15 protein-coding genes are annotated in these 22,159 nt (G+C 41.7%); 5 read left to right on the top strand and 10 right to left on the bottom strand.

All coding sequences use genetic code 11. The features are described from left to right. Positions 1-86: 86 nt before the first annotated feature. From F2B13_RS01215 to F2B13_RS01190, 6 genes are all read right to left on the bottom strand, one after another. A complete protein-coding gene (locus F2B13_RS01215) occupies positions 87-2,999 on the bottom strand; it encodes a glycoside hydrolase family 3 N-terminal domain-containing protein (RefSeq protein WP_149302839.1) in 2,913 nt (970 codons plus the stop codon). Positions 3,000-3,104: 105 nt separating this feature from the next. Beyond that, a complete protein-coding gene (locus tag F2B13_RS20580) occupies positions 3,105-3,587 on the bottom strand; it encodes an ABC transporter ATPase (protein ID WP_232623059.1) in 483 nt (160 codons plus the stop codon). A gap of 40 nt (positions 3,588-3,627) precedes the next feature. Further along, complete coding sequence (locus F2B13_RS01205) at positions 3,628-4,422, bottom strand: (Fe-S)-binding protein (protein ID WP_149302837.1); 795 nt, start codon at positions 4,420-4,422, stop codon at positions 3,628-3,630. An 86-nt stretch (positions 4,423-4,508) separates the two neighbouring features. Continuing rightward, positions 4,509-5,834, bottom strand: coding sequence for a (Fe-S)-binding protein (locus tag F2B13_RS01200; protein ID WP_149302835.1), 1,326 nt, complete (start codon positions 5,832-5,834; stop codon positions 4,509-4,511). 5 nt (positions 5,835-5,839) lie between these two features. Beyond that, on the bottom strand, positions 5,840-6,808 hold the full coding sequence (locus F2B13_RS01195; protein WP_149302833.1) for an MlaD family protein: 969 nt from the start codon (positions 6,806-6,808) through the stop codon (positions 5,840-5,842). An 83-nt stretch (positions 6,809-6,891) separates the two neighbouring features. Continuing rightward, positions 6,892-8,307 (bottom strand): N-acetylmuramoyl-L-alanine amidase family protein, encoded by a 1,416-nt coding sequence (locus F2B13_RS01190; protein WP_149302830.1) that lies wholly within the window; start codon positions 8,305-8,307, stop codon positions 6,892-6,894. Between the two features lie 104 nt (positions 8,308-8,411). On the opposite strand from F2B13_RS01190, the gene F2B13_RS01185 reads away from it, so the two are divergent. Beyond that, a complete protein-coding gene (locus F2B13_RS01185) occupies positions 8,412-11,165 on the top strand; it encodes a putative LPS assembly protein LptD (protein ID WP_149302829.1) in 2,754 nt (917 codons plus the stop codon). A gap of 48 nt (positions 11,166-11,213) precedes the next feature. After that, a complete protein-coding gene (locus F2B13_RS01180; protein WP_149277071.1) occupies positions 11,214-11,606 on the top strand; it encodes a RidA family protein in 393 nt (130 codons plus the stop codon). Between the two features lie 57 nt (positions 11,607-11,663). Here F2B13_RS01180 and F2B13_RS01175 read toward each other — a convergent pair whose 3' ends face one another. The 4 genes from F2B13_RS01175 to F2B13_RS01160 form a co-directional block, all read right to left on the bottom strand. After that, complete coding sequence (locus F2B13_RS01175) at positions 11,664-12,515, bottom strand: N-acetylglucosamine kinase (RefSeq protein WP_149277070.1); 852 nt, start codon at positions 12,513-12,515, stop codon at positions 11,664-11,666. Between the two features lie 82 nt (positions 12,516-12,597). Continuing rightward, complete coding sequence (gap, locus tag F2B13_RS01170; RefSeq protein WP_149277069.1) at positions 12,598-13,599, bottom strand: type I glyceraldehyde-3-phosphate dehydrogenase; 1,002 nt, start codon at positions 13,597-13,599, stop codon at positions 12,598-12,600. A 25-nt stretch (positions 13,600-13,624) separates the two neighbouring features. Continuing rightward, positions 13,625-14,611 (bottom strand): 6-phosphofructokinase, encoded by a 987-nt coding sequence (gene pfkA / locus F2B13_RS01165; RefSeq protein ID WP_149277068.1) that lies wholly within the window; start codon positions 14,609-14,611, stop codon positions 13,625-13,627. A 229-nt stretch (positions 14,612-14,840) separates the two neighbouring features. Further along, the gene (locus tag F2B13_RS01160; RefSeq protein ID WP_198439881.1) at positions 14,841-19,286 is read right to left on the bottom strand and encodes a translocation/assembly module TamB domain-containing protein; all 4,446 of its coding nucleotides are present in this window, start codon (positions 19,284-19,286) and stop codon (positions 14,841-14,843) included. Between the two features lie 82 nt (positions 19,287-19,368). On the opposite strand from F2B13_RS01160, the gene tsaD reads away from it, so the two are divergent. The 3 genes from tsaD (at position 19,369) to F2B13_RS01145 (ending at position 22,073) form a co-directional block, all read left to right on the top strand. Continuing rightward, positions 19,369-20,403 carry a tRNA (adenosine(37)-N6)-threonylcarbamoyltransferase complex transferase subunit TsaD gene (tsaD, locus tag F2B13_RS01155; protein WP_149302827.1) on the top strand — a complete coding sequence of 345 codons (1,035 nt, stop codon included), beginning with the start codon at positions 19,369-19,371 and terminating at the stop codon, positions 20,401-20,403. A 95-nt stretch (positions 20,404-20,498) separates the two neighbouring features. After that, on the top strand, positions 20,499-21,206 hold the full coding sequence (locus tag F2B13_RS01150; RefSeq protein WP_149302825.1) for a 16S rRNA (uracil(1498)-N(3))-methyltransferase: 708 nt from the start codon (positions 20,499-20,501) through the stop codon (positions 21,204-21,206). A gap of 216 nt (positions 21,207-21,422) precedes the next feature. Beyond that, positions 21,423-22,073: a DUF4159 domain-containing protein gene (locus F2B13_RS01145; RefSeq protein WP_149302823.1), complete on the top strand. Its 651-nt coding sequence runs from the start codon at positions 21,423-21,425 to the stop codon at positions 22,071-22,073. The last annotated feature ends 86 nt before the right edge of the window (positions 22,074-22,159 follow it).

Genomic DNA, 22,159 nt, shown 5'->3' with positions numbered 1-22,159 from the left:
AACTGTAGATTAAGTCGTCGGGGCCCTGCTTTAATTTCAAACCTTGGTAGTTAAGGTTTCGTTAATGTATGATAAAAAAAACAGATTTAATTGACGATGGCATCGTAAATCGCCCTTTGTATTCGCGTGCGTAATCCTGATTTTATCAAAAGCGTATTGGAAGCCGATGGGTAGGTTCTATTGGAAAGAAAAACATATACGATCTCCTCTTCAGGATCTGCCCATGTATACGTTCCTGTAAACCCACTATGCCCAAAACTTTTTCGTGAGACACATCCACAGGTAGGCCCACGATCTTCCAATTGTGGTTTATCAAAGCCAACGCCCCGTCTCACGTGTTTATCACAGAAATAGCAATTATTAAACTTTTGAATGGTACGGGATTCCAAGAACCTGGTTCCTCCATAGAACCCTTCCTGTAAATACATCTGCATGATTTTGGCAACATCTTCGGCATTACTAAAAAGTCCGGCATGCCCGCCTACGCCACCCTGCATAGCGGCTCCCATATCATGAACAAAGCCTTGGATAGTTTCGTAGCGATAGTACTTGTCGATTTCAGAAGGCACAATTCTATTCTTCGGAAATTTCTCCAACGGATTGAAACTCGTATTAAACGCACCAATCGGTGCATATAAAAAATCTTGGGCAAGCTGATCAAGCGGCTTTTTGTAAACGTCCTCGATATATTTTTTCATCACATAATACGCCACATCGCTATAGCGATACCTATTCGACTTCAGATCTTGTCTGCCTATACGGTCGTAGATAGAATCTTTATAAGCATCAGTCAAGTACAAGTGGTCGGTGACCTTTGTTGTGAAGCCATCCATGGGCTCGGTGCGATAGAACTCTTTAGAAGGTTTGCGATTCTTATCCAACGTATCGATATAGAATGCAATCCATGCGGGAAGCCTTCCATAATGCGACAAGGCCTTTAAAACCGTTACATTTTTAAGTTGGGATTCGGCATACTCCGGAATTAAATCCTGAAAGGTATTGTTCAAGGCAATCTCGCCATCTTCCTCCATTTTCATAATTATCGGAAGTGTTGCCAATATTTTGGTAAGGGAGGCAAGATCATAAATATAGTCCGTGGTAATACTATCTTTTGACTCATAGGTCGGTTTACCGAATCCTTTATCGTAAACCACTTTGCCTTTTCGCGCAATCAAGACCTGGGCTCCCGGAAACATCAACGAATCGAGACCGTCGTGTACCAAACTATCGACCTGCGCCAGCTTTGCGGCATCCAAACCTACCCGCTCTGGATAACTGTATCCCAAGCGTAAAAGCGATTTTAGAAGTATTTGGGTATCAACCGGAAAACTGGGATGTGCCGTGACGGGTAGTTTTCCCTTCGCGGGTATGGCCCCGAAAATAAGCTGGGCAGCCTTGCGCTGGGCCATGGCACTATTTTGATAAGCGACCACAACACCATCTATACTGTTGAAACTTTGAACGTCTAAAAGGGCATAGGGCTTGGCAAAAAGTGCAAGGATGAGATTTGAACTTCGCTCTGCGGCAATTTCGGCCAACCACTTCAATTCCTTTTGCGAGAATTTATAGGGCTTCCAAGGGCTATCATTACTCTTATGATGCCCGATAATCACTAAATTGAATTCTTTGAGCTTCGTTTTCAAAGTGCCAATATCTTTCCCATTGACTTGCGTAACACGAGCATATTTATTTAACTCTTCGACAAAGGGATCGCTATCGGCATCACCGAACTTCACATAGGCTATTTTCTTGTTCTCCAATTTCTTGATGCCCATGAGATAAAAATCGTTCTTGACCACGGTAATGGCATTTTCAATAGCCTCCTCATACACCAAGTCGTCTTTTCTCGAATTCAAATCTTCGTAAAGATTTTCTAAGACGACAGGTTTATAATCGTAAAGGCCTACCTTATACTTGGCCATTAAAATCTTTTTGACCGATGTGGCCAATCGTTCTTCAGAAATTTTTCCTTTTTCAAATGCCTTGGTCAATTTTTCTTTGGCCTTGGCCACTTCAGTAGGCATCAAAAGAATATCATTTCCTGCCATAAATGCCGCCACTTCGGCATCCCCGTTCTTGCCATGGTCGGTTACCCCCTTCATATTAAGGGCATCTGTAAACACCAATCCTTTAAACCCCATTTCCTCCTTAAGAATACCGGATATTATTTGTTCCGATAATGAGGAGGGCAGCCCTTCCTTTATTTCCAGTGCGGGCACTTCTAAATGGGCGACCATTATACTACTTATACCGGCATTGATCAATTTTCTGAACGGATATAGTTCAACACTATCCAAACGAGCCCTAGTGAAGTTGATCATAGGAAGCGCGTGGTGCGAATCGGTAGCCGTATCACCGTGTCCCGGAAAATGTTTGCCACTCGATAATACCCCGGCACTTTCCATTCCCCTCATAAAGGCGATGCCTTTCTCAACCACATTTTCCCGTACTTCCCCGAAAGAACGGTTTCCAATGATGGGATTTTGAGGATTGATGTTAATGTCAAGGTCAGGGGCAAAATTGATATGCACTCCCAAGCGTTTGGCATGCTCCCCTATTCGCCGACCCACTTTTTCAATAATTGAACTGTCGGTAATTGCTCCTAAGGTCATATTCCAAGGAAAAGCGTAGGTGGAGTCAAGTCGCATTGCCAAACCCCATTCGGCATCCATACCGATCAATAAGGGCAATGTAGAAGCCTTCTGAAATGCATTGGTGAGTTTGGCCTGTCGTACGGGGCCCCCTGTCGAAAAGATTACCCCGCCGATTTTTTCCCTTTCGATAAGGGTCTTGATATTGTCGGTGGTTTCCTTGCTTTGGTCGGAGGCCACCATCACCATAAATAGCTGTCCAAATTTCTCTTCCAAAGACATGCTATCATAGGTTTTGTCAACCCAATTTTGCTGGGCCGCACTATCTATTGATACCAAAGGATTTTTTTGTGCATGTACACAAAAAATGGTGAAAAGAAAGATTGAAAACACTTTAAGAAATGGCATAGTTGGGATAGTCTATGGAAATAACTAAAAAGGGAAATAAATATTGCACTTCATCGGATGTATGTATTGAAATAAAGAGCTTGGCATGCTATAACTAGAGGTGAACTACATGAATCTAGCATGCCAGCTTTCGGATGCGGGAACCTCCCAGTGATCTGCATATTCTTGTTTGTTCATCACAAGGTTGTTAAATACGATCGTATTCTTCGACACGGCTTTTTGTTTGGCCATCTTCTTAAAATCGGCCAAGGGTTTGTACGCTATAAATTCTCCTTGTTTGTAGGATACATTCATTTTATCCAACAAGATAACCCCATATTTTTTTTCAAGATATTGAATGAAATGTACGGAAGCATCTATCGAACAACCTGAGGCAGCGTTCTTTTGCTGATCCAACGCTAGAATGATAAACCTGCCATATCGAATTTCATACCCCGCCTTCAATTCCAAACCGTGAGCCGTCCATTCACGAATAAAATCGTCCAACTCACCACGCAATTCGTTTAACTCGGCGTCGGTAAAGGTCCTGTTGGCCTGATAAATCCAGACTCTTGAGGTTTCCGGTAAACTTTCAAAGTCTACTAACATATTTTATATAGTTCAAATTTTGATTTAATCTATTTTCCGTTTAAAGGTCTTCGGCGGAGGCAATAAGCTCGGCAATATCCATTACAGCTATTGAACCTTCCTTTTCTTTGTGTTTAATGCCGTCTGTCATCATTGTATTGCAGAAGGGGCAGCCTGCGGCGATAATTTCAGGCGCGGTCTCCAACGCTTGTTCGGTACGTTCGATATTGACATCTTTGTCCCCTTTCTCGGCCTCCTTGAACATTTGGGCACCACCAGCTCCGCAGCACAACCCCTTCTGCTTACAGCTCTTCATTTCGACCAGTTCTGCATCCAGTTTCCGAATAAGGTCTCGAGGTGCTTCATAAATTCCGTTGGCCCTACCCAGATAGCAGGGGTCGTGAAAGGTAATGCGCTTTCCATTGAATTTTCCACCTTCCAACGTCATTTTTCCTTCTTGCAATAACTGTTTTAAGAACTGGGTATGATGCACAACCTCATACGTTCCTCCAAGGCCGGGATACTCGTTCTTCAGGGTGTTGAAACAATGTGGACATGTAGTTACTATCTTTTGTACTTCATAACCGTTTAAAACTTCAATATTCGTTATGGCCTGCATTTGATATAGAAACTCGTTACCCGCCCTCTTTGCCGGGTCACCGGTACAGCTTTCTTCGGTGCCCAGAACGGCAAAAGAAATCTGGGCCTTATTCAAAATTTGCACAAAGGCCTTTGTAATTTTCTTCGCCCTATCATCAAAACTACCTGCACAGCCCACCCAAAATAGGACTTCAGGTTTCTCCCCTTTAGAGAAAAGTTCTGCCATGGTAGGCACTCTTAGTTCTTGTGCTTTCATCTTTTAGATTTCTATTTCATATTCAGGGGTATACAACCAGACCATATGCCACTAATCAATGTGAGAGCTTGCGACCATGGATACGTCTACCCTTCCTTCGCCCAGTTCAAACGGTCCATTTGGTTGAATGGCCATGGCGCTCCATTATTTTCGAGGTTCCCCATCATATTGTTCAAATCGGAGGGAGCGGCCGATTGTTCCATAACCAAATATTGCCTCATATCCATAATTATAGAAAGAGGATCAATGCTAACTGGACAGGCCTGAACACAGGCATTACAGGTCGTACAGGCCCATAACTCCTCCCTAGTGATATAATCATCTAACAACTGCTTCCCATCCGGCACAAATTGACCTTTGTTCTTTTCCACATTTTTGCCCACTTCTTCTAATCGGTCACGCGTGTCCATCATAATTTTTCGAGGAGATAGCTTTTTACCCGTTTTATTGGCCGGACATTCGTCTGTACATCGACCACATTCAGTACAGGTATAGGCGTTCATCAACTGTATCCAATTCAGATCGGCCACATCCGAAGCGCCAAACTTGCCAGGATCGCCGGTATCATCTACAGGTTCGGAAAACGGGTCTGCCGAAGGATCGAGCATCAACTTTACTTCTTGGGTCACCGAATCGAGGTTTTTAAATTGCCCTTTAGGAGACAATTTTCCGTAGTACGTGTTTGGGAAAGCAAGAAGAATGTGCAAATGCTTGGAATAATACAGGTAATTCAAGAAAAAAAGAATTCCGGCAATATGTAACCACCATGCGGCTCTTTCAATAAAAATAAGGCTTTCCGCGGTCATACCATCAAATACCGGCAAAATGAATTGACTGACAGGAAACGTACCTGCTCTACTATAATCATCGACGCCTATTTGTTGCAATTGATAATCTGCTGCATTCATGGTCAAGAACAACACCATTAATACCAATTCAATATATAAGATCACATTACCGTCTGTTTTGGGCCACCCTTTCATTTCTGGTTTGACGAAGCGCTGCAAACGAATGATATTTCTCCGCATCCAAAAAGCGACAACGGCAACGATTACCAATAGCGCCAAAATTTCAAAAGAGGCAATTAAAAAGTCGTAAAACCCACCTAGAAATCCCAGAATCCTGTGCGTGCCGAAAATACCGTCAATAATTATTTCAAGAACTTCGATATTGATGATGATGAAACCGAGATAAACGATGATATGCAAGATTCCCGCAACGGGCCTAACCACCATTTTGGTCTGCCCTAGGGCTATCTTGGCCATATTTTTCCACCGCAATGCCACATTGTCCGATACATCTACATCCTGCCCAAGTCGGATATTACGTATCAGTCGTTTTACGTTTCTGATAAAATAGCCTATGCCAAATGCCAGTAAGAGTACAAATACAATATTCGAAAGGTATCCCATCTAGTTTATTGCTCGTTCATTTTAGCCGCCGGATCATCTTCGGGAAGTTCATATTCCTTTTGTTTCTTTCCAAAAACAGAAACATTCACGTATCGTTTCGGATTCAAACGGAAGTCTTGTAGCAATAGATCTAGCTCACGCGAGGCGTTACTAAGGTTGGTATACAACTCTTCATCTTTCATCAATTTGCCCATTGTACCCTCTCCTTGTTCAATCTTTGCCATCAAATTCCCCAAATCGTTTATGGTCGACTCCAGTCGTACCAATGTTCTTCCCAGACCTGCGTTGTTTAGCGAATCTGAAAGTTTGGCAAAATTTGACGTAAGGGTCTCGAAGTTCTTCAACGAGCCCTCAAGGGTAACTTCATTCGTAGTCAATATGCGATTAAGCACTTCAGCGCTTTGTTTAAAACTGGATACGGTCGTATTAAGACCGCTGAGCGTTTCCCTTAGGTCATTTTTAGCCTTAGTATCAAGCACTTGGTTGACATTCATTAATAAGGAATCGGCATTGGTTACCGCCCCCTCTATTTTCTGCTGGAGCGGCGTTAGTTGCTTTTGAACCAATTGGGTCAACCCTAGTTGGGTACTACTTGGCAAAGTATCCCTTGATTTCGCCATTTCAGCCCCATCGAATACCGGCTTAATTTGAATTCCCTTTCCTCCAATGATACCCGTATCATATAATTCGGCAGGGCTATTTTTTGAGAATGTAAAATCATTTTTTAGGGATAGTGTCACCACTAAATTGCCTCCCCCATCCTTGAACTTGATATCGCTCACAGTACCCACGGTAAAACCATTAATGGTAACGGGAGTACCCACCTGAAGTCCGCCCACATCTTTATACACGGCGTACAGCGTGGTACCATCTTCGAAAAGAGGGGATGATTTCAAATAGCTAAAGCCTAATATGAAGAGTAGAATACCGCCTATGACGATTATTCCTGTCTTAATTTCCCTGGATAGTTTCAAGAGGATAGTTTTAAGATTTATACACGATTCATAACAAAATTAGAAATAAAATACGAAAGGGCGGGGTATTAAATCCATCCCATTTATTTTAGGCTCTCCTTAAAAGGGATACGCTCACCGTTTCGATAGGCAACAATAAATGAGGTAGGATATCCTTTAATGTCGGCATTCGATTTCATCATTTTGGCTTCCTCTAGTGATTTGGTGCTACCATAAACGTATCTGAACATATCTTTATAAGGCTCCTTTACCACACGATTAAGACCATTGAAAGAAGAAGGCTTTAGGGGTATATTTTTAGAGGATGCCATAATCTGCACCTTATATATGACACCTTCCTTGGGTTCAGGTTGATGGTTCTTTTCGATTTTTTCCGAGGTTTTACTAACAGCCGCAATCGGTGCTTTTTCGCTGACAGAAGTCCCTACTCCTGTTTTTCCAGAAGAAGGAGATGAACGCTCCGCCTTTTTTCGAGCTTCATCGATTATCTGGGCCGTTGCTTTTTCATCGGTATCTTTTTCAACATTAGCCCGTACACCGTCGTCCCCGTCGGTATTCTCTTTCTGGGTGTCTAGCTGTGTACTACTTTTGTTTTTTTGGGGAACGGCTTCAACAACAACCGGTTCTTCATTATTTGAAGTAGTGGGGCTTGGTGTATCTGTAATCAAGGCCAATTGCGCATCGGCCATATTGGCCATAACCGCCCCTTTGTAGGTCAAGACGGCCTCTGCGATGGCCGAACCCATTTCAGACTGTCCTTTTTTGGAATTGAGATACGCACCTTCTTCTGGATTCGTTAAAAAACCTGTCTCCACCAGCACACTTGGCATTACCGTCTGGTGCAATACGATAAAACCGGCCTGCTTTACTTTTCTGTCCTTACGCTTTAATTTCTGGGTAAAGTTATCCTGAATAGCTTTGGCCAATGCGATACTTTGGTCTAAAAACTCCTCCTGCATAATAGTAAGACCTATGACCGATTCTGGAGAATTAATGTCGTAATTGGCGTATCGACTCCGATAGTTATCCTCCAAATAAATTACGGAATTCTCTTTTTTGGCTATCTCAAAATTCTGTTTGTTGGCATGGAGACCAAGTACGAAAGTGCCCGCACCATATGCCTTTGAAGAATGTGAATCACAATGCACAGAAACGAAAAGATCGGCTCCCGCCTTATTGGCAATCTCACCCCGCACATATAAATCGACGAAAGTATCGTCCTTTCTTGTGTAGATGACCTTAACACCGGGGGTCTTTTCCAAAATCGAACCGGCTTTTAAGACGATATTCAAGGCAATATTCTTCTCCAGATAACCGTTTCCTAGGTTTCCAGGGTCGTGGCCACCATGACCAGCGTCTAGAACCACGACAAATTCATCTTCATTTTCAATCGCAAAACTATGCTCGGTAAACGAAACGAGTACAATTGCGAGCAAGGTAAGAGGGAGTAAAAAAAACCGTTCTAGCCTCACATTCACACCGTATTTGGATGCCTTCATTATGGTTAAATTTATGGTAACGCCCTGTAAGGGGAACAAAAAATATATGTAAGTTTGAGCTCTGGAAGCTACGCCAAACGGTTACAAAAATAGGATATATAGCCTTGCAATCAAATAAACATCATTTACTTTTCATCGTATTCCTGTTTGTTGGTATCCTTTCAGCGACCGCTCAAGAAGATGGCGTAGTGCCTCTTCCTATAAAAGCGGAAAAGGACACTATCATTGCACCGCTATTCCCCGACCCTGCCTTAAAAGAAGCGGTGCGCAAAGATTCCCTTGAGGCTGACTCCATTAAGCGAACACCTTCTATTTTATTGGATAATATCAAATACAAGGCCAAAGATTACGTTAAGCTCAGTCAAAAAGACCAAAAAATATACCTCTATAATGAGGCCGAAATTTATTATGAAGACACGGAACTAAAGGCCGGCATTATTATTTTAGATTATATCAAGAATGAGGTGTATGCCGGGCGTTTAAAAGATTCATTGGGTAATTACACCCAACTGCCCTTTTTTAAACAAGGCGATAACGAGGTACGGCCTGACAGTATTCGGTTTAATTTTGATACGGAAAAGGCACTTATCTGGAATTCACGTACCGAACAACAGGCCGGACTAGGCCAATTGGGCAGCGACGCAATGAAAGTATATGCGGAAATCACCAAAAAAGAAAATGATTCTGTCTATTTTTTGAGCGAGGGAAAGCTTACTACCTCAAAAGATACCGTAAACCCTGACTATTACATTCGGATACGGAAGGCTAAATTCGTTCCCAAGAAGAAGGTCATCGCCGGATTCAGTAATCTTTACATCGCCGATGTGCCAACCCCCATAGCCTTACCATTTGCCTATTTTCCGTTGACCGTGGGACGTAGTGCAGGGCTTATGATGCCCACCTTCGGAAATGACCCCAATAGGGGGTACTTTCTACAGAACGGGGGATATTATATTCCGTTCAGCGATTATGCCGATATTACGGTAACAGGAGATTTTTACACGAACGGAAGCTATGGTTTTAGAACGCAGAGTATCTATGCCAAACGCTATAGATATCGAGGTAACGTGAATTTCAGGTACGAAAATTTGGTGACCAGTCAAAAAGGGTTCGACGATTACAGTAATAGTAAAGTTTGGAATATTCAGATATCACATTCACAGGATACCAAAGCCAGTCCGAATTCGAGGTTTTCGGCCGCAGTAAACTTAGGGAGCAGTTCATACTATCAAAACTCTTTGAATCAAGTCAATCTCCCATTGACACAAAATAACAATCTGTCCTCATCGATATCGTATTCCAAAACATTTCCGAACTACCCATCGGTGAATATGAGTTTGACCGCTACGCATTCACAAAATACCAGTGCATCGGCGAGAGCCAATCCTCAGGACAACAATATTCAAATGACCTTACCGACCTTTCAGGCAAGCGTTGAACGTATTTTTCCTTTTGCGCCTAGGGAAGGTATTAAAAAGGGGTTTATTCAAAATATCAATTTTCAATACGATGTCAATGCGCGTAACCAACTGACGACCAATGATGAGAATTTCTTCAAGGCCGGTATGTTCGATAACGCCAGGGTGGGAGCACGGCACCGAATTCCGATTAGCACCAATTTTAAAGTAGCCAAGTTTTTTAGCGTGAGCATGGGTGGAAGTTATGAAGATGTCTGGGCCCTTGAAACCTTTCGACAGCGATACGAGGCCGCCACGGAAGATACCCGCGGGCAAGTCGTTCGGGATACGATTCCTGGGTTTGATCGTTATAATAAGTATAACTTCAGTGCCAGCGTTGGAACCACGCTTTACGGAACATTTAACTTTGGTGAGGATAAAAAAATTCAGGCGATACGTCATACAGTGCGCCCTTCCCTAAGTTACGGATATGCGCCCTCCTTTGAACAATTCTACGACGAATATTTGAACAACGATACGGGCCAAGTGGTACAATATAGCCGTTTCGAGGGTACACTAAACGGAGCTCCCAGCCTAGGTAAATCAAACAGCTTGAGTTTTTCTTTGGCCAATACGCTCGAGGCCAAGGTTACCGATAAAGACTCCACGGCCACCGAACCTAAAAAAGTACCCATTCTGAGTAACTTTAATATATCGACCGGCTATAATTTTGAATCCGATTCATTGAGGCTTAGTCCTTTGCGTGTCAATGGTGGTACCAATATATTAAACAATAAAATGTCAATTAACTTCTCTGCAGGACTCGACCCTTATGCCATTGACAATAACGGAAGACGAATCAATAAGTTCAACGTAGACAATGGTGGTAGCCTTTTTCGATTGACCCAAGCCAATATTAACATTGGTTATTCTATAGATAGTGAGACTTTCGGAAAGAAAGAGGAAGAAGAAGAAGATGAAGAGGAGTATGGGGAATATGATTATGTCGCTCAGAGTGGTGGCCGCGACGATGACCTCTTTGGTAGAGCCGACAATTACAATAACCGATCTGTTGAGGATGACTATGGAGATAAGGGAGACGAAGACGTTGAAAATCCGACCTATGCCACTAAAATTCCATGGAATTTTCGCTTAGCCTATTCGGCCAGTTATTTTAATTCGGCCCGTCAAAACGAATTCAGTAGTCATTCACTCATGTTTTCCGGGGATATTGAACTTTCCCCAAGATGGAAGGTAGGTGGGTCATCGGGGTATGATTTTAAAAATAAGGGGTTTACTTTAACGCAGCTTCGTTTCGAACGTGACCTTAAAAGCTTTCGGATGAACTTTAACTGGACGCCTTTTGGAACCTATTCACGGTGGTATTTTTTTATAGGGATAAAAAGTTCGCTGTTGAGCGATCTAAAATGGGAAAATAGAAGTCAACCCCCTAGAAGATAGTTTGATCTTCCGCAGAAACCAATTAAAACCGTATAACAGAATTAACATATGAAAAAAATCATTAATACAACAAAGGCACCAGCGCCTATAGGCCCTTATAATCAGGCTATTTTGAGTGATGGCACCCTATACGTTTCAGGGCAAATTCCACTGGATCCAGCAACAGGAAAACTCATCTCTGGAGATATAAAAAAGGAAACGCGAAAAGTTATGGAGAATCTGCAGGCCATTCTAACCGAAGCTGAAATGACATTTGAAAATGTGGTCAAAAGTTCCATCTTCTTAAAAGACATGAATCAGTTCACTGAGATCAATGAGGTGTACGGATCCTATTTCAAACCTGAGACCGCCCCGGCAAGAGAAACCATTGAAGTGGCCAATCTACCCAAATTTGTAAACGTTGAAATCTCAGTAATAGCCGTTGAAGAAAAGATATACTAACGGAGTTAGTGCAATGGGATTACTCTCCAATAAAGAGTTGGTGCCTAATAACTCATATTAAATGGTCTCACGGTGAAATTCCATCAACCCCTCGATAGGCCTTTGTCTAATAACCCCTACTACCAAATCATTGCGCTCAAGCACTGTAATTAGTTCGTCCCTCAAGTAATGGGCAATACTACCGACAAAGTTGATAGGAACCTTCGTCGCTAGCTCAAACTGCATGATATAATTATTGACGAATTGCTGAAAACCCTTATCGATAACTCCCTTGCTATAGGGGTGTTCTTTATTCTCGATCAAAAAGCGGGCAAAAGTGGCCAAATAGGTATTGGGGTTTGGCTGCTTATATAAATTCTCTTTAATTACATCTGCATCAAGATTATACTCTTTGGCAAACTTGATTCCCAAGTCTTGTGGCATTTTATGAAAGTAATAATCGCGAATCAACTTTCGTCCGAAAAAATTGCCACTACCATCATCCATAGGTATGTATCCTAATGAAGTAACCTTTTGAAACAACTGGTGCCCATCGTAATAACTACAGTTGGAACCAGTGCCCAGAATACACACTATGCCCTGATGGCCAATTTTAGTGGTTGAAAAAATAGCTGCATATGTATCTTCTTTGACATCGGCCTTGGCGTTGGGGAAAAAATCTTTAAAAATATCACGCAAAAATGATTTCATCCGATCTGTACCACAACCAGCCCCATAAAAGTGTAGCCGAGTGACCTTTTCCTTATTCTTTGAGAGTTCGAAATTATTCGCCAGTCTATCTTCAATGACCTCGCGCGTCAAAACTTCTGGACTTAGCCCAAGAGTTTGTGTTAAAAACAACTGGTTCCCCTTATCGTCTAGGGCAATCCAATCCGATTTTGTAGCACCACTATCAACTATTAAAATCATAAAATTCTGTTTAAAAAAAGATTCCTGAAAATAAGCAAATTTTCGCCCATTTTCAGGAATACTTCGAAAACCATCAAAAAAACTACAAACTTGCTACGTGTTGTGTTAAGTCGACCAATTTATTTGAGAAACCAGCCTCGTTATCGTACCAACAAATCAGTTTAAAAAATTTCGGATTTAATTCAATACCCGCTCCCGCATCAAAAATGCTGGTTCGTTTATCGCTCACAAAATCTTGGGAAACCAAAGCTTCTTCAGTATAGCCCAATATGCCCTTTAAATCACCCTCAGAAGCCTCCTTAAAGGCTTTTTTAATGGCATCGTACGAGGTTTCCTTTTCTAAGCGAACGGTTAGGTCGACCACGGAAACGTCAGCCGTAGGAACCCTAAAAGCCATTCCGGTAAGTTTACCTTCCAAAGCTGGGATTACCTTGGTCACCGCTTTGGCGGCCCCGGTTGACGCCGGAATTATATTCAACATAGCACTTCGGCCTCCCCTCCAATCTTTTTTTGAGGGTCCGTCTACGGTCATCTGGGTAGCCGTAGTTGCATGTACGGTGGTCATCAATGCTTCTTCAATACCAAAATTATCATGTAACACCTTGGCCATTGGTGCCAAACAGTTAGTCGTACAAGAGGCATTCGACACAATTTTATCGGAAGCTTTTACTTCTTTATGGTTAACGCCCATTACGAACATAGGAGCGTCTTTGGAAGGTGCAGATATTACCACTTTTTTCGCTCCTCCATCGATATGGTACTGCGCCATTTCAAGAGTGGTGAATATACCGGTACACTCGGCTACAATTTCTGCCCCAACAGCATCCCACTTGATATTTTTTGGGTCGCGCTCTGCCGTAATTCTAATAGTACTTCCGTTTACGACGAGATTTCCATCTTTTACCTCGACCTCACCGTCGAATTTTCCGTGTACAGAATCATATTTTAAAAGGTAAGCAAGGTGATCTACATCCAATAGGTCGTTGATGGCCACTACATCGACACCATCTCTTCTTACTGTTTCCCTAAAGACCAATCTTCCAATTCGTCCGAATCCGTTAATTCCTATTTTTAAATTTGACATGTTCTCTTTGTTTTTAGGATTAGAATTATGTTGTCATTATTTCAGAAACTCGTATGAGCTCTTTATCTATTTTTGTGTGCCCCTTTATCGCTTTGCTTATAGGGGTAAGTATAATTTTATTATTCTGGACGCCTACCATAAAATTGGTTCGCCCTTCGAGCAAACTTTCTACGGCCTTGACTCCCATTCGACTGGCCAGTACTCGGTCATAACAAGAAGGCGCCCCACCGCGCTGCATATGGCCTAAAACCGAAACCCGAACATCGTAAATAGGAAGATGTTCTTCGACGTATTCCTTAAGCTCGAAAACACTTTTTCCTATCTTATCGCCCTCGGCGACGACAACGATACTTGATGATTTGCCTGATTTCTTGCTTCTTTTCAACGATTCCAGTAAGCGCTCCAAGCCCCTATCTTCTTCAGGTATCAGAATCTCTTCGGCACCGGCCCCTACCCCAGTATTCAAGGCAATATGACCTACATCCCTTCCCATCACCTCTACAAAGAAAAGTCTATTGTGCGAACTGGCCGTATCACGAATTTTATCGATTACCTCGACAACGGTGTTCATTGCCGTATCAAAACCCACTGTGTTAGATGTACCAAATATATCGTTATCTATCGTACCGGGAATACCAATGATAGGAAAATGGAACTCTTGATTGAATACCATAGCCCCTGTAAAACTACCATCCCCCCCAATAACTACGAAAGCATCGATACCTTCCGACCGCAATTGGTCATAGGCCTTTTTACGTCCTTCAGGCGTTCGAAATTCATCACAGCGGGCCGACTTCAAAATGGTACCTCCCTTATTGATAATATTATTGACGCTTCTAGCGTCCATATCCTTGAAATCCCCTTCGATCATTCCTTGATACCCTCTGTAAATTCCAACGCAATCTACCTTCATGTAGGCACAGGTTCGAACTACGGACCGAATGGCGGCGTTCATACCAGGAGAATCCCCTCCCGAAGTCAAAACACCGATTTTCTTTATCTCTGAAGTCATTAAAAAAAACTAAGCTGCAAAATTAACAAACTTATTCATATCAAGGAAGGGTAAAAGGCGAAATTATCATTAAGTGGACCCCTTAAATCATTTTCCCAAGGCGAGCGCCACCATAATGTTTGAATTACAACTTTTTGACCTGTTAATGTGGGGAATTAAACTTTAGACACCAAGAACCTTTTACGCCTAAATTATTGTTTACTATGATTGAATGGTCTTTACGGAACGATTAGCGTAATCTGTTACTTTTTGGGTAGAAACGCAACAAACTATCCTTACCCATTACGGCCGTTGGAACCTTGTCTGGTTGAGGCAAGTCCTGTTTTTTACTTTCCTGCTCTTTTTTCCTGTTCAATATGCTTCGGAAGAGTTCCCTAAAACTGTTGAAATCTACCTCATAAGACAACCCGACCCCTTGGGTATAGCCCAACCTATCGGCCAAATACTCCTGTATTTCGTTTTCCCTATTGAAGAATTTAGCGCTCAAGGTTCCTTCTTCGTTAAGTATGAGTTGAATTTCAAAATTTCCGGCCACTACGGTTTCGGTGGTACCCCCAACGGGTACACCCACCCGACCATTAAAAAGCAACCTATCACTGATCTGTGTCGATACGGTTACCCCGATTCTATTTTCGGTTTGAAAGGCGGCGCTTTGATCTAAAATTCCCTGTTCATAGGAAAGACCTAGGTTGAATTTGTCGTTATTTCCCAAAACCTGGTTCAGTAGGCCTGATGCAGATTGCAATAAATTACCTGTTACCGCCTGCTGATTGATACCCGTCTGATCGTTGACAAAAGACCCTTGTGCCAATAAAAAAAGGGCATTTTGCTCTTCTACAGTCGGATCTTGTAGGCGATATTCCAATTCCGATTGAATGATGGAGTTAGTTCCCGGAAAGTCAATATTAAAAGCGATATCAGGACTTTCAAGATCGTCGGTAAGCTTAATAACGACCTCGGTGGGTATTCTTCGGCGGTAACCAGGGTTATCCAATAAGGGCGCAGGATTAGCATTCAAAGAGTATACGGCCTCCAGATCCAACGTCGCCTTTAAAGGCTCCCTGTCCCACACTATGGTTCCTCCGGGTTTTACTTTGAAGGTCTTATTGATTACTCCTCCAAATTTATAATTGTATTCTCCATTGACGACTACGAAATCACCATACATTTCGAACGCCCCGCGTGTATTTATTCGAATGAGCAAAATACCTACACCGCTACCTTTTAGTGAACTCCCTGTTTTGGTATCCGTCACAATTTCCACTTCGGCATCTGGCGTTACATCTAAATCAAAGGTCAGCTCAAGGCCTTGAAATTCATCGAGCACAAATTTTTCTTCAATAGTGTTGTATTCATTTTTCTCGACAAAATTGATAAATGAATAATCTCCAATGGAAGCTACATCGCTCAACGGTATCTTGAGTGAAGTTCCCGGGGCAGTTTCACCTTCCACTTTTATATTGAGAGCTTTAGTAGGTCCAAAAATTCTTCCGCTACCCGTTAAATATCCCGTACCATAATAGAGTATCTCTTCTTCAAAAGGTGTATTGAGAATTAATAGCTTGTTGTTATTGGTGTCGACATTTAAGTCAAGTAACCAATTATCGAAATAAGAATGGCTGATGGTACCATCTAATGTGGCCGTAGTTTTCTTGGTTACATCGGTTAATTCGATTTGGTCAAACTCGAAAGTCTGTTTACTCAAGTTCACCCTTGAATTCGGTGCAAAACTATAATCGACATTCAAGTAAGGTATACCTAGGCCCGCCTTGTCTAGCGTTAGTATTCCACTGAAATCAGGATTATCAATAGCCCCCTGAATTCGGGCATTACCGCTAACCTCACCGCGAATATTGTTCAAAATATCTTCTCCTAAGGGTGAAAAAGGGTTTAGTTCAAAACCATTGAGATTGACCAAAAGATTGGCTTCGGGCACCTCTCCCTTTCTTAGGATATTGCCGACCACCGCTAATTTTTCTTCGCCCTCATCGGTAATTTGGGAGTTAACCGCAAACTCCGTCAAATCCTTATTTCCGACTATACCTATTGCCAAGTCGCCCAAACGAAAGTCGTTGATTGAAAAATCTTGAATACCTAAGTTCGACGAGGGAAGATAAATATCGTCTTTTTGCAGGATATTAAGGGTACCATTTACCTCTCCTTGAAGTTTAAGGCTGTCTATTTCAGGCGTAATCTTGTTCAGGGAAACTATTTTGAACTGTAGTTGAAGATCTTTATAGGTAGAATCGGCCAGCTGGCCCCTTAACCTAATTTGCTCCTGCTCATTATTGTTCATTACGATTTCCTCTATTGCAATACTATCTAAGGTGCGGTTTATTATAACCTTATTTTTATCATTGCCTTCTTTGTTCAATATCCACTTGTTACCTTTAAAGCTGACATCGGAAGTCTTTAGCCCGATTACGGATTTGTTCTCTTTGTTGAAGGTGTGGTAAAAATTAAGATTATAGCTATCGTTGAACTCACTACCCCCTTTAAACTCTGCCCTGAAGAACAACGTATCCTTCAAGGTGGTATTGATCAAACTGAAATCTTTTACGTCGTAGTAACTTGTAGATAGGTCGCTAACCGAAACATAGGTGTTGAACAGCGGGTTTTTATTATCGATTTTGATATCGATGCTGTCGGCCTCGTTACCAAAGGCTGCAATACTGGGCGACTTGAAATTCAACTTAAAGTCACCCTCATCTGCGACGATATCGCCCCGAATGAAGGTATTCGGGTCAAATTTGAGTTCCGGGAAAATAACATCGACAATTTTGTTATAAATCTTAAAATTAAAGGTGAGGGTCTGTCCCGACGAGATTTCATACGGACGGTAGTTGGTATAGATACTGCCTAAAGAGTTCTGCACCAGCTTGCCCAATTCCCTAACTTTAAAATTACCCTTCATATACCCAGTGATTATGTCGGGCGAATTGATGTCGATTATACGTATTGAATCGTTTTCAAAAGTTGAAGACACTTTGAAATCCTCGAAATAATAAGTATCGTTTTGATTCTTAAAGACTGTCTTTGTGAATTTGATATCCCCGACCAAATTGTCAAGCGTATTGCCGGTTACATTCATGTTTACATTTCCCTTAAAAATAGACATGCTATCGTTCACTAAATGAAGTTTCTTCAAATCTGCATAATCCACAGAGGCGATGAAGTTAAAATCGTTTCGATCTTCTCCAAAATCTGCCAATCCCTTAAAATTGAACTTTACATTTTCATCATCGATCGACAACGTTCCGTCGAAAAGTTGATCTTTTAAAATTCCGGAGACATTAATATTTTTATAGTCATATTTATTAAAGCTAGCGGAATACACTTCTCCGATTACCTCCGTATTCAGCCCTTCTCTGGCAAAACCTTTTCCCTCGACGTTCACATCGAGCGTTGTTTTCCCCAATTTTTCATTGTCCACGAAAGCGCCTAGGTCAAAATCAATCAAGGATACGAAACCGGTGTAGGTGGCATTATCAATATTATTGATATCGGTTAGTTCAACATCGGCATAGCTGCTTCCAATAGCGGTATTCAAATTAACCTTGGCATCTATTGAGGTTTCGGTAATCACCGCATCACCTCGAATCGTGAACTGCCCCAGCTTTTCGAAAACGGCGGGAGGTAATGATTTCCCGATAATATTAGGTAAAAGTGAACGCAGTTCATAATAGCTTGTGGTCACATTCTTCATGTCGGCCCGCATTTTAAACGGATCATTACGACTAAAAAGGTTCTCGAAATTAAAGTCTCCACGAATACCGGTATTATCCGATTGTAAAAAAATAAGTTCTGTATTCAAGTTATTCAAAACTCCGTCGATTTTTGATGAAAAATTCACCTTTTTACCCCTACCGAACTGATTGTACAATAGATTGACTTCATCAAACGCAACGGTCGATTCTTTAAAATTGGCCGCAAGCTTCACCTTATTCAAGAAATCGGCAAAGTCTTTTCGGTCATAATTAAAAACAAGATCGCCTTGAAGTTTTGACTGGAGGGTTTGTATTCGCAACGAATCGAAGCGCATCTGCTGTTTGGTATATGTAAATTCGGTCCGTAACTCTTTTACCTCGATACCCCGTTCACTTATAAAAGACATTCTATCGATATCGGCGGTTACCTCCGGTCCTACAATTTGGAAACTAGACGCACTTATGTTAAGGTTGCTAAAATCTAACATTTCGGTGGTTTCCCTATTTTCGTCCAGAAGCTTGAACGTACTGTTAGCGATTTCAATTCCGGAAGAAGAGAAAAAGAAAGGGGGAGTACCGGGTTTTCGCGGCTTTCCATCATCAAGTTTATCTATAAAGACTTCGAGGTTCGTACTTTTATCGTCCCGATAGGTCTTGAGCTTAAAATCGAGCTCATCGATATCAATATCACCGAACTCCAATTTCCCGTTGATGAGATTGCGAACACTTAAGACCGAAGTCGATAGTTCATTGATATAAAAAAGAGTGTCTTTTTTATAATCTTCGATAAACACTCCTTGAAGATTCGTGTCCCAAGAGATGAGAGAGACCCGCAGCCTTTCAATATTAATGCTCGTTCCAAAATCTTTATTGATGGTATCGGTTGCATATTTGGCAAAGCTGGTCTGAACGAAAGGCAAAGAAAGTACAAAAGTGCCCAAAACACAGGTCAATACGAGAACCAGCACGGTTCTAATCAGTATTTTTCTAAGTTTTTTGATAGGGCTATATGTTTTACCTTTGACACATCCAACTTTTATTCCAAACTCGGTGGAGAACGAAACTATTTATATTCTTGCTATTGAATCTTCATGCGATGATACATCCGCAGCAGTTCTGAGCGGTAAAAAGGTACTCAGCAACGTTACGGCTACGCAAAAAATACATGAGGAATATGGGGGCGTCGTGCCCGAACTTGCCTCAAGGGCACACCAACAAAATATAGTTCCGGTGGTGCACCAAGCTTTGAACAAAGCAAATATCGATAAAAAACAATTATCAGCCATAGCTTTTACAAGGGGTCCAGGTTTGATGGGTTCACTTTTGGTCGGCACTTCATTCGCGAAGTCCCTGGCACTGGGTTTGGGCATTCCACTTATTGAAGTAAATCACATGCAAGCCCATATACTCGCCCATTTCATCGAAGACAAGAATCATAAGACTCCTGAATTTCCTTTTTTAGCCATGACAATAAGTGGCGGACATACCCAAATTGTCCTCGTAAAAAACTATTTCGATATGGAAATCTTGGGAGAGACCCTAGATGACGCCGTAGGCGAGGCTTTTGATAAAAGTGCCAAGATTTTGGGCCTACCCTACCCTGGTGGACCGCTGATAGACAAAAATGCGCAGAAAGGCGACCCAAAAGCGTACCCGTTTCCCAAGCCCAAGGTAAAAGGCTTGAATTTCAGTTTTAGCGGGCTGAAAACAAGTATTTTGTACTTTATACAACGAGAGACGACCTCAAATACCGACTTTATAGGCGAACATTTGGAGAACATATGTGCCTCCATACAAAAAACCATTATTGAAATTCTGATGGAAAAATTAGAAATGGCCGTGAAGCAAACAGGAATTTCGCAAATTGCTATTGGAGGAGGTGTTTCAGCCAATTCAGGTATTCGCTCCGCCCTAAAGGAAGCAGAGGTAGCCCGAGGCTGGACCACCTATATTCCTAAATTCGAGTATTGTACGGATAATGCCGCTATGATCGGAATCGTTGGATATCTTAAATACCGGCAACGGTCTTTTACCCAGCAGGATGTTTCGGCAAAATCACGCTATGCGTTGGGTGAAAAGTACTAGAATTAATGGCCTGTTGAAAGATACCAAGGGCCTTTTTATGAAACCCTATACGTTTAAATTACTTGCAACTAACTTTCTTTTGTAACTTAGCTTTTATGCAACTTTTTTATAACCCAACGCTAGACCTGAGTTTATCTCAGTTTAATTTTTCAGAACAAGAAAGCAGGCATATTGTAAAAGTCCTTAGAAAAAAAGAAGGTGATATTTTGAAAATCACCAATGGTAAAGGTCATCTCTTCGAGGCTAAAATTATATCGGCGGCACCAAAAAAATGTAAGGCCCAAGTTATTTCCAGCCAAAAAAAACATCAAAAAATGCACTGGTTTCATCTGGTCGTTGCGCCGACAAAAACCAACGATCGATTTGAATGGTTTTTGGAAAAAGCAACCGAAATAGGAGTGAATGAAATAACACCGGTTATTTGCGAGCGTTCGGAGAGAAAGAAGATAAAATTCGAAAGATTGGAAAAGGTAGTTCAATCAGCTATGAAACAGAGTCTTCGTGTCTACCTACCCAAACTCAACCCTGCAATACCATACTCTGAATTTCTTGAGAAAGACCATAAAGGGTTACTATTCATTGCGCATTGTGACGACGGTGAAAAAATGGATTTAAAGCGTAGGGTCGCTCCGGACAAAGACATCACTATTTTGATCGGTCCGGAAGGTGATTTCTCTCCCACGGAAATCGACCAGGCTTGTGAAAAGGGGTTTCTTCCAGTTTCTTTGGGAGATGCGCGATTGCGAACGGAAACAGCTGCTATTGTAGCATGTGCTACGGTAAACATGATAAATAACGGATAATCACCAAAAAGGTAGGATGTTAATTTACGGTATCGAAATCTAGATACTCAGGTCAGACCATTGACCCTTCAAAAAAGGGATTTCTTCGTAGATTTTTATAAAGCATGTCAACATTTTTCAATCTCCAACACCTGAAAACTTGTGCGACAACGGTCATATTTTTAAATAGTATAATGCGTACATTTGAAGCTAACTCTTAGTTTATTAGGTCTAGAAATGAAATTTTCTGTTCTTAGTCTGTGTTATCTAACATTCTTGGTCTCCGTAAATGTCAATGCCCAAGAAATCGCTATTTTGAAATATAATGGCGGTGGAGATTGGTATGCAAACCCTACCGCCTTACCCAATCTTATTCGTTTTTGCAATAACCATATCGATACCAGGCTTGACGAGAAACCGGCTACCGTAGAAGTAGGAAGCAGTCGTATTTTTCAGTATCCTTTTTTACACATGACAGGGCATGGTAACGTTATTTTTTCAGACACGGAGGCGGCTAACTTGCGCGATTATTTATTTTCAGGGGGCTTTCTACATATTGATGACAATTACGGTATGGCACCTTATTTGAAGCAGGCTTTAAAAAAGGTGTTTCCCAACACCGAATTGGAGGAAGTCGGATCGGACCATCCCATATTTAATAAAAAGTATGTATTTCCCAAAGGGTTACCTAAAATCCATGAACATGACGGATTGAGACCACAGGCCTTAGGTATTTTTCACGATGGGCGTTTGGTGCTTCTATTTACGGTAGAGAGCGATCTTGGTGACGGTTGGGAAGACCCCTCGGTGCACAAAGATCCTGAGGAAATTCGGATAAAAGCCCTTCAGATGGGAGCCAATATCATTGCCTATGCATTTGAGAATTGAATCAAGATTAAATCTCTAAGAGCACGAGGGTATCCCCTTTATTTTTTATCATAGCTGGACTCTTTGTAAATTTCCGAAACCAAACT

The organism is Pareuzebyella sediminis, assembly GCF_008367235.1.
GTDB lineage: Bacteria > Bacteroidota > Bacteroidia > Flavobacteriales > Flavobacteriaceae > Pareuzebyella > Pareuzebyella sediminis.
The sequence above is the reverse complement of the archived record's forward strand: the minus strand, read 5'-3'. Positions and strand labels throughout refer to the sequence as shown.

What these genes read in the sequence shown, in the direction of transcription:
- F2B13_RS01215 (WP_149302839.1), bottom strand. Translation starts at nt 2,999, where the DNA reads ATGCCATTTCTTAAAGTGTTTTCAATCTTTCTTTTCACCATTTTTTGT.
- F2B13_RS20580 (WP_232623059.1), bottom strand. Translation starts at nt 3,587, where the DNA reads ATGTTAGTAGACTTTGAAAGTTTACCGGAAACCTCAAGAGTCTGGATT.
- F2B13_RS01205 (WP_149302837.1), bottom strand. Translation starts at nt 4,422, where the DNA reads ATGAAAGCACAAGAACTAAGAGTGCCTACCATGGCAGAACTTTTCTCT.
- F2B13_RS01200 (WP_149302835.1), bottom strand. Translation starts at nt 5,834, where the DNA reads ATGGGATACCTTTCGAATATTGTATTTGTACTCTTACTGGCATTTGGC.
- F2B13_RS01190 (WP_149302830.1), bottom strand. Translation starts at nt 8,307, where the DNA reads ATGAAGGCATCCAAATACGGTGTGAATGTGAGGCTAGAACGGTTTTTT.
- F2B13_RS01180 (WP_149277071.1), top strand. Translation starts at nt 11,214, where the DNA reads ATGAAAAAAATCATTAATACAACAAAGGCACCAGCGCCTATAGGCCCT.
- F2B13_RS01175 (WP_149277070.1), bottom strand. Translation starts at nt 12,515, where the DNA reads ATGATTTTAATAGTTGATAGTGGTGCTACAAAATCGGATTGGATTGCC.
- gap (WP_149277069.1), bottom strand. Translation starts at nt 13,599, where the DNA reads ATGTCAAATTTAAAAATAGGAATTAACGGATTCGGACGAATTGGAAGA.
- pfkA (WP_149277068.1), bottom strand. Translation starts at nt 14,611, where the DNA reads ATGACTTCAGAGATAAAGAAAATCGGTGTTTTGACTTCGGGAGGGGAT.
- F2B13_RS01150 (WP_149302825.1), top strand. Translation starts at nt 20,499, where the DNA reads ATGCAACTTTTTTATAACCCAACGCTAGACCTGAGTTTATCTCAGTTT.
- F2B13_RS01145 (WP_149302823.1), top strand. Translation starts at nt 21,423, where the DNA reads ATGAAATTTTCTGTTCTTAGTCTGTGTTATCTAACATTCTTGGTCTCC.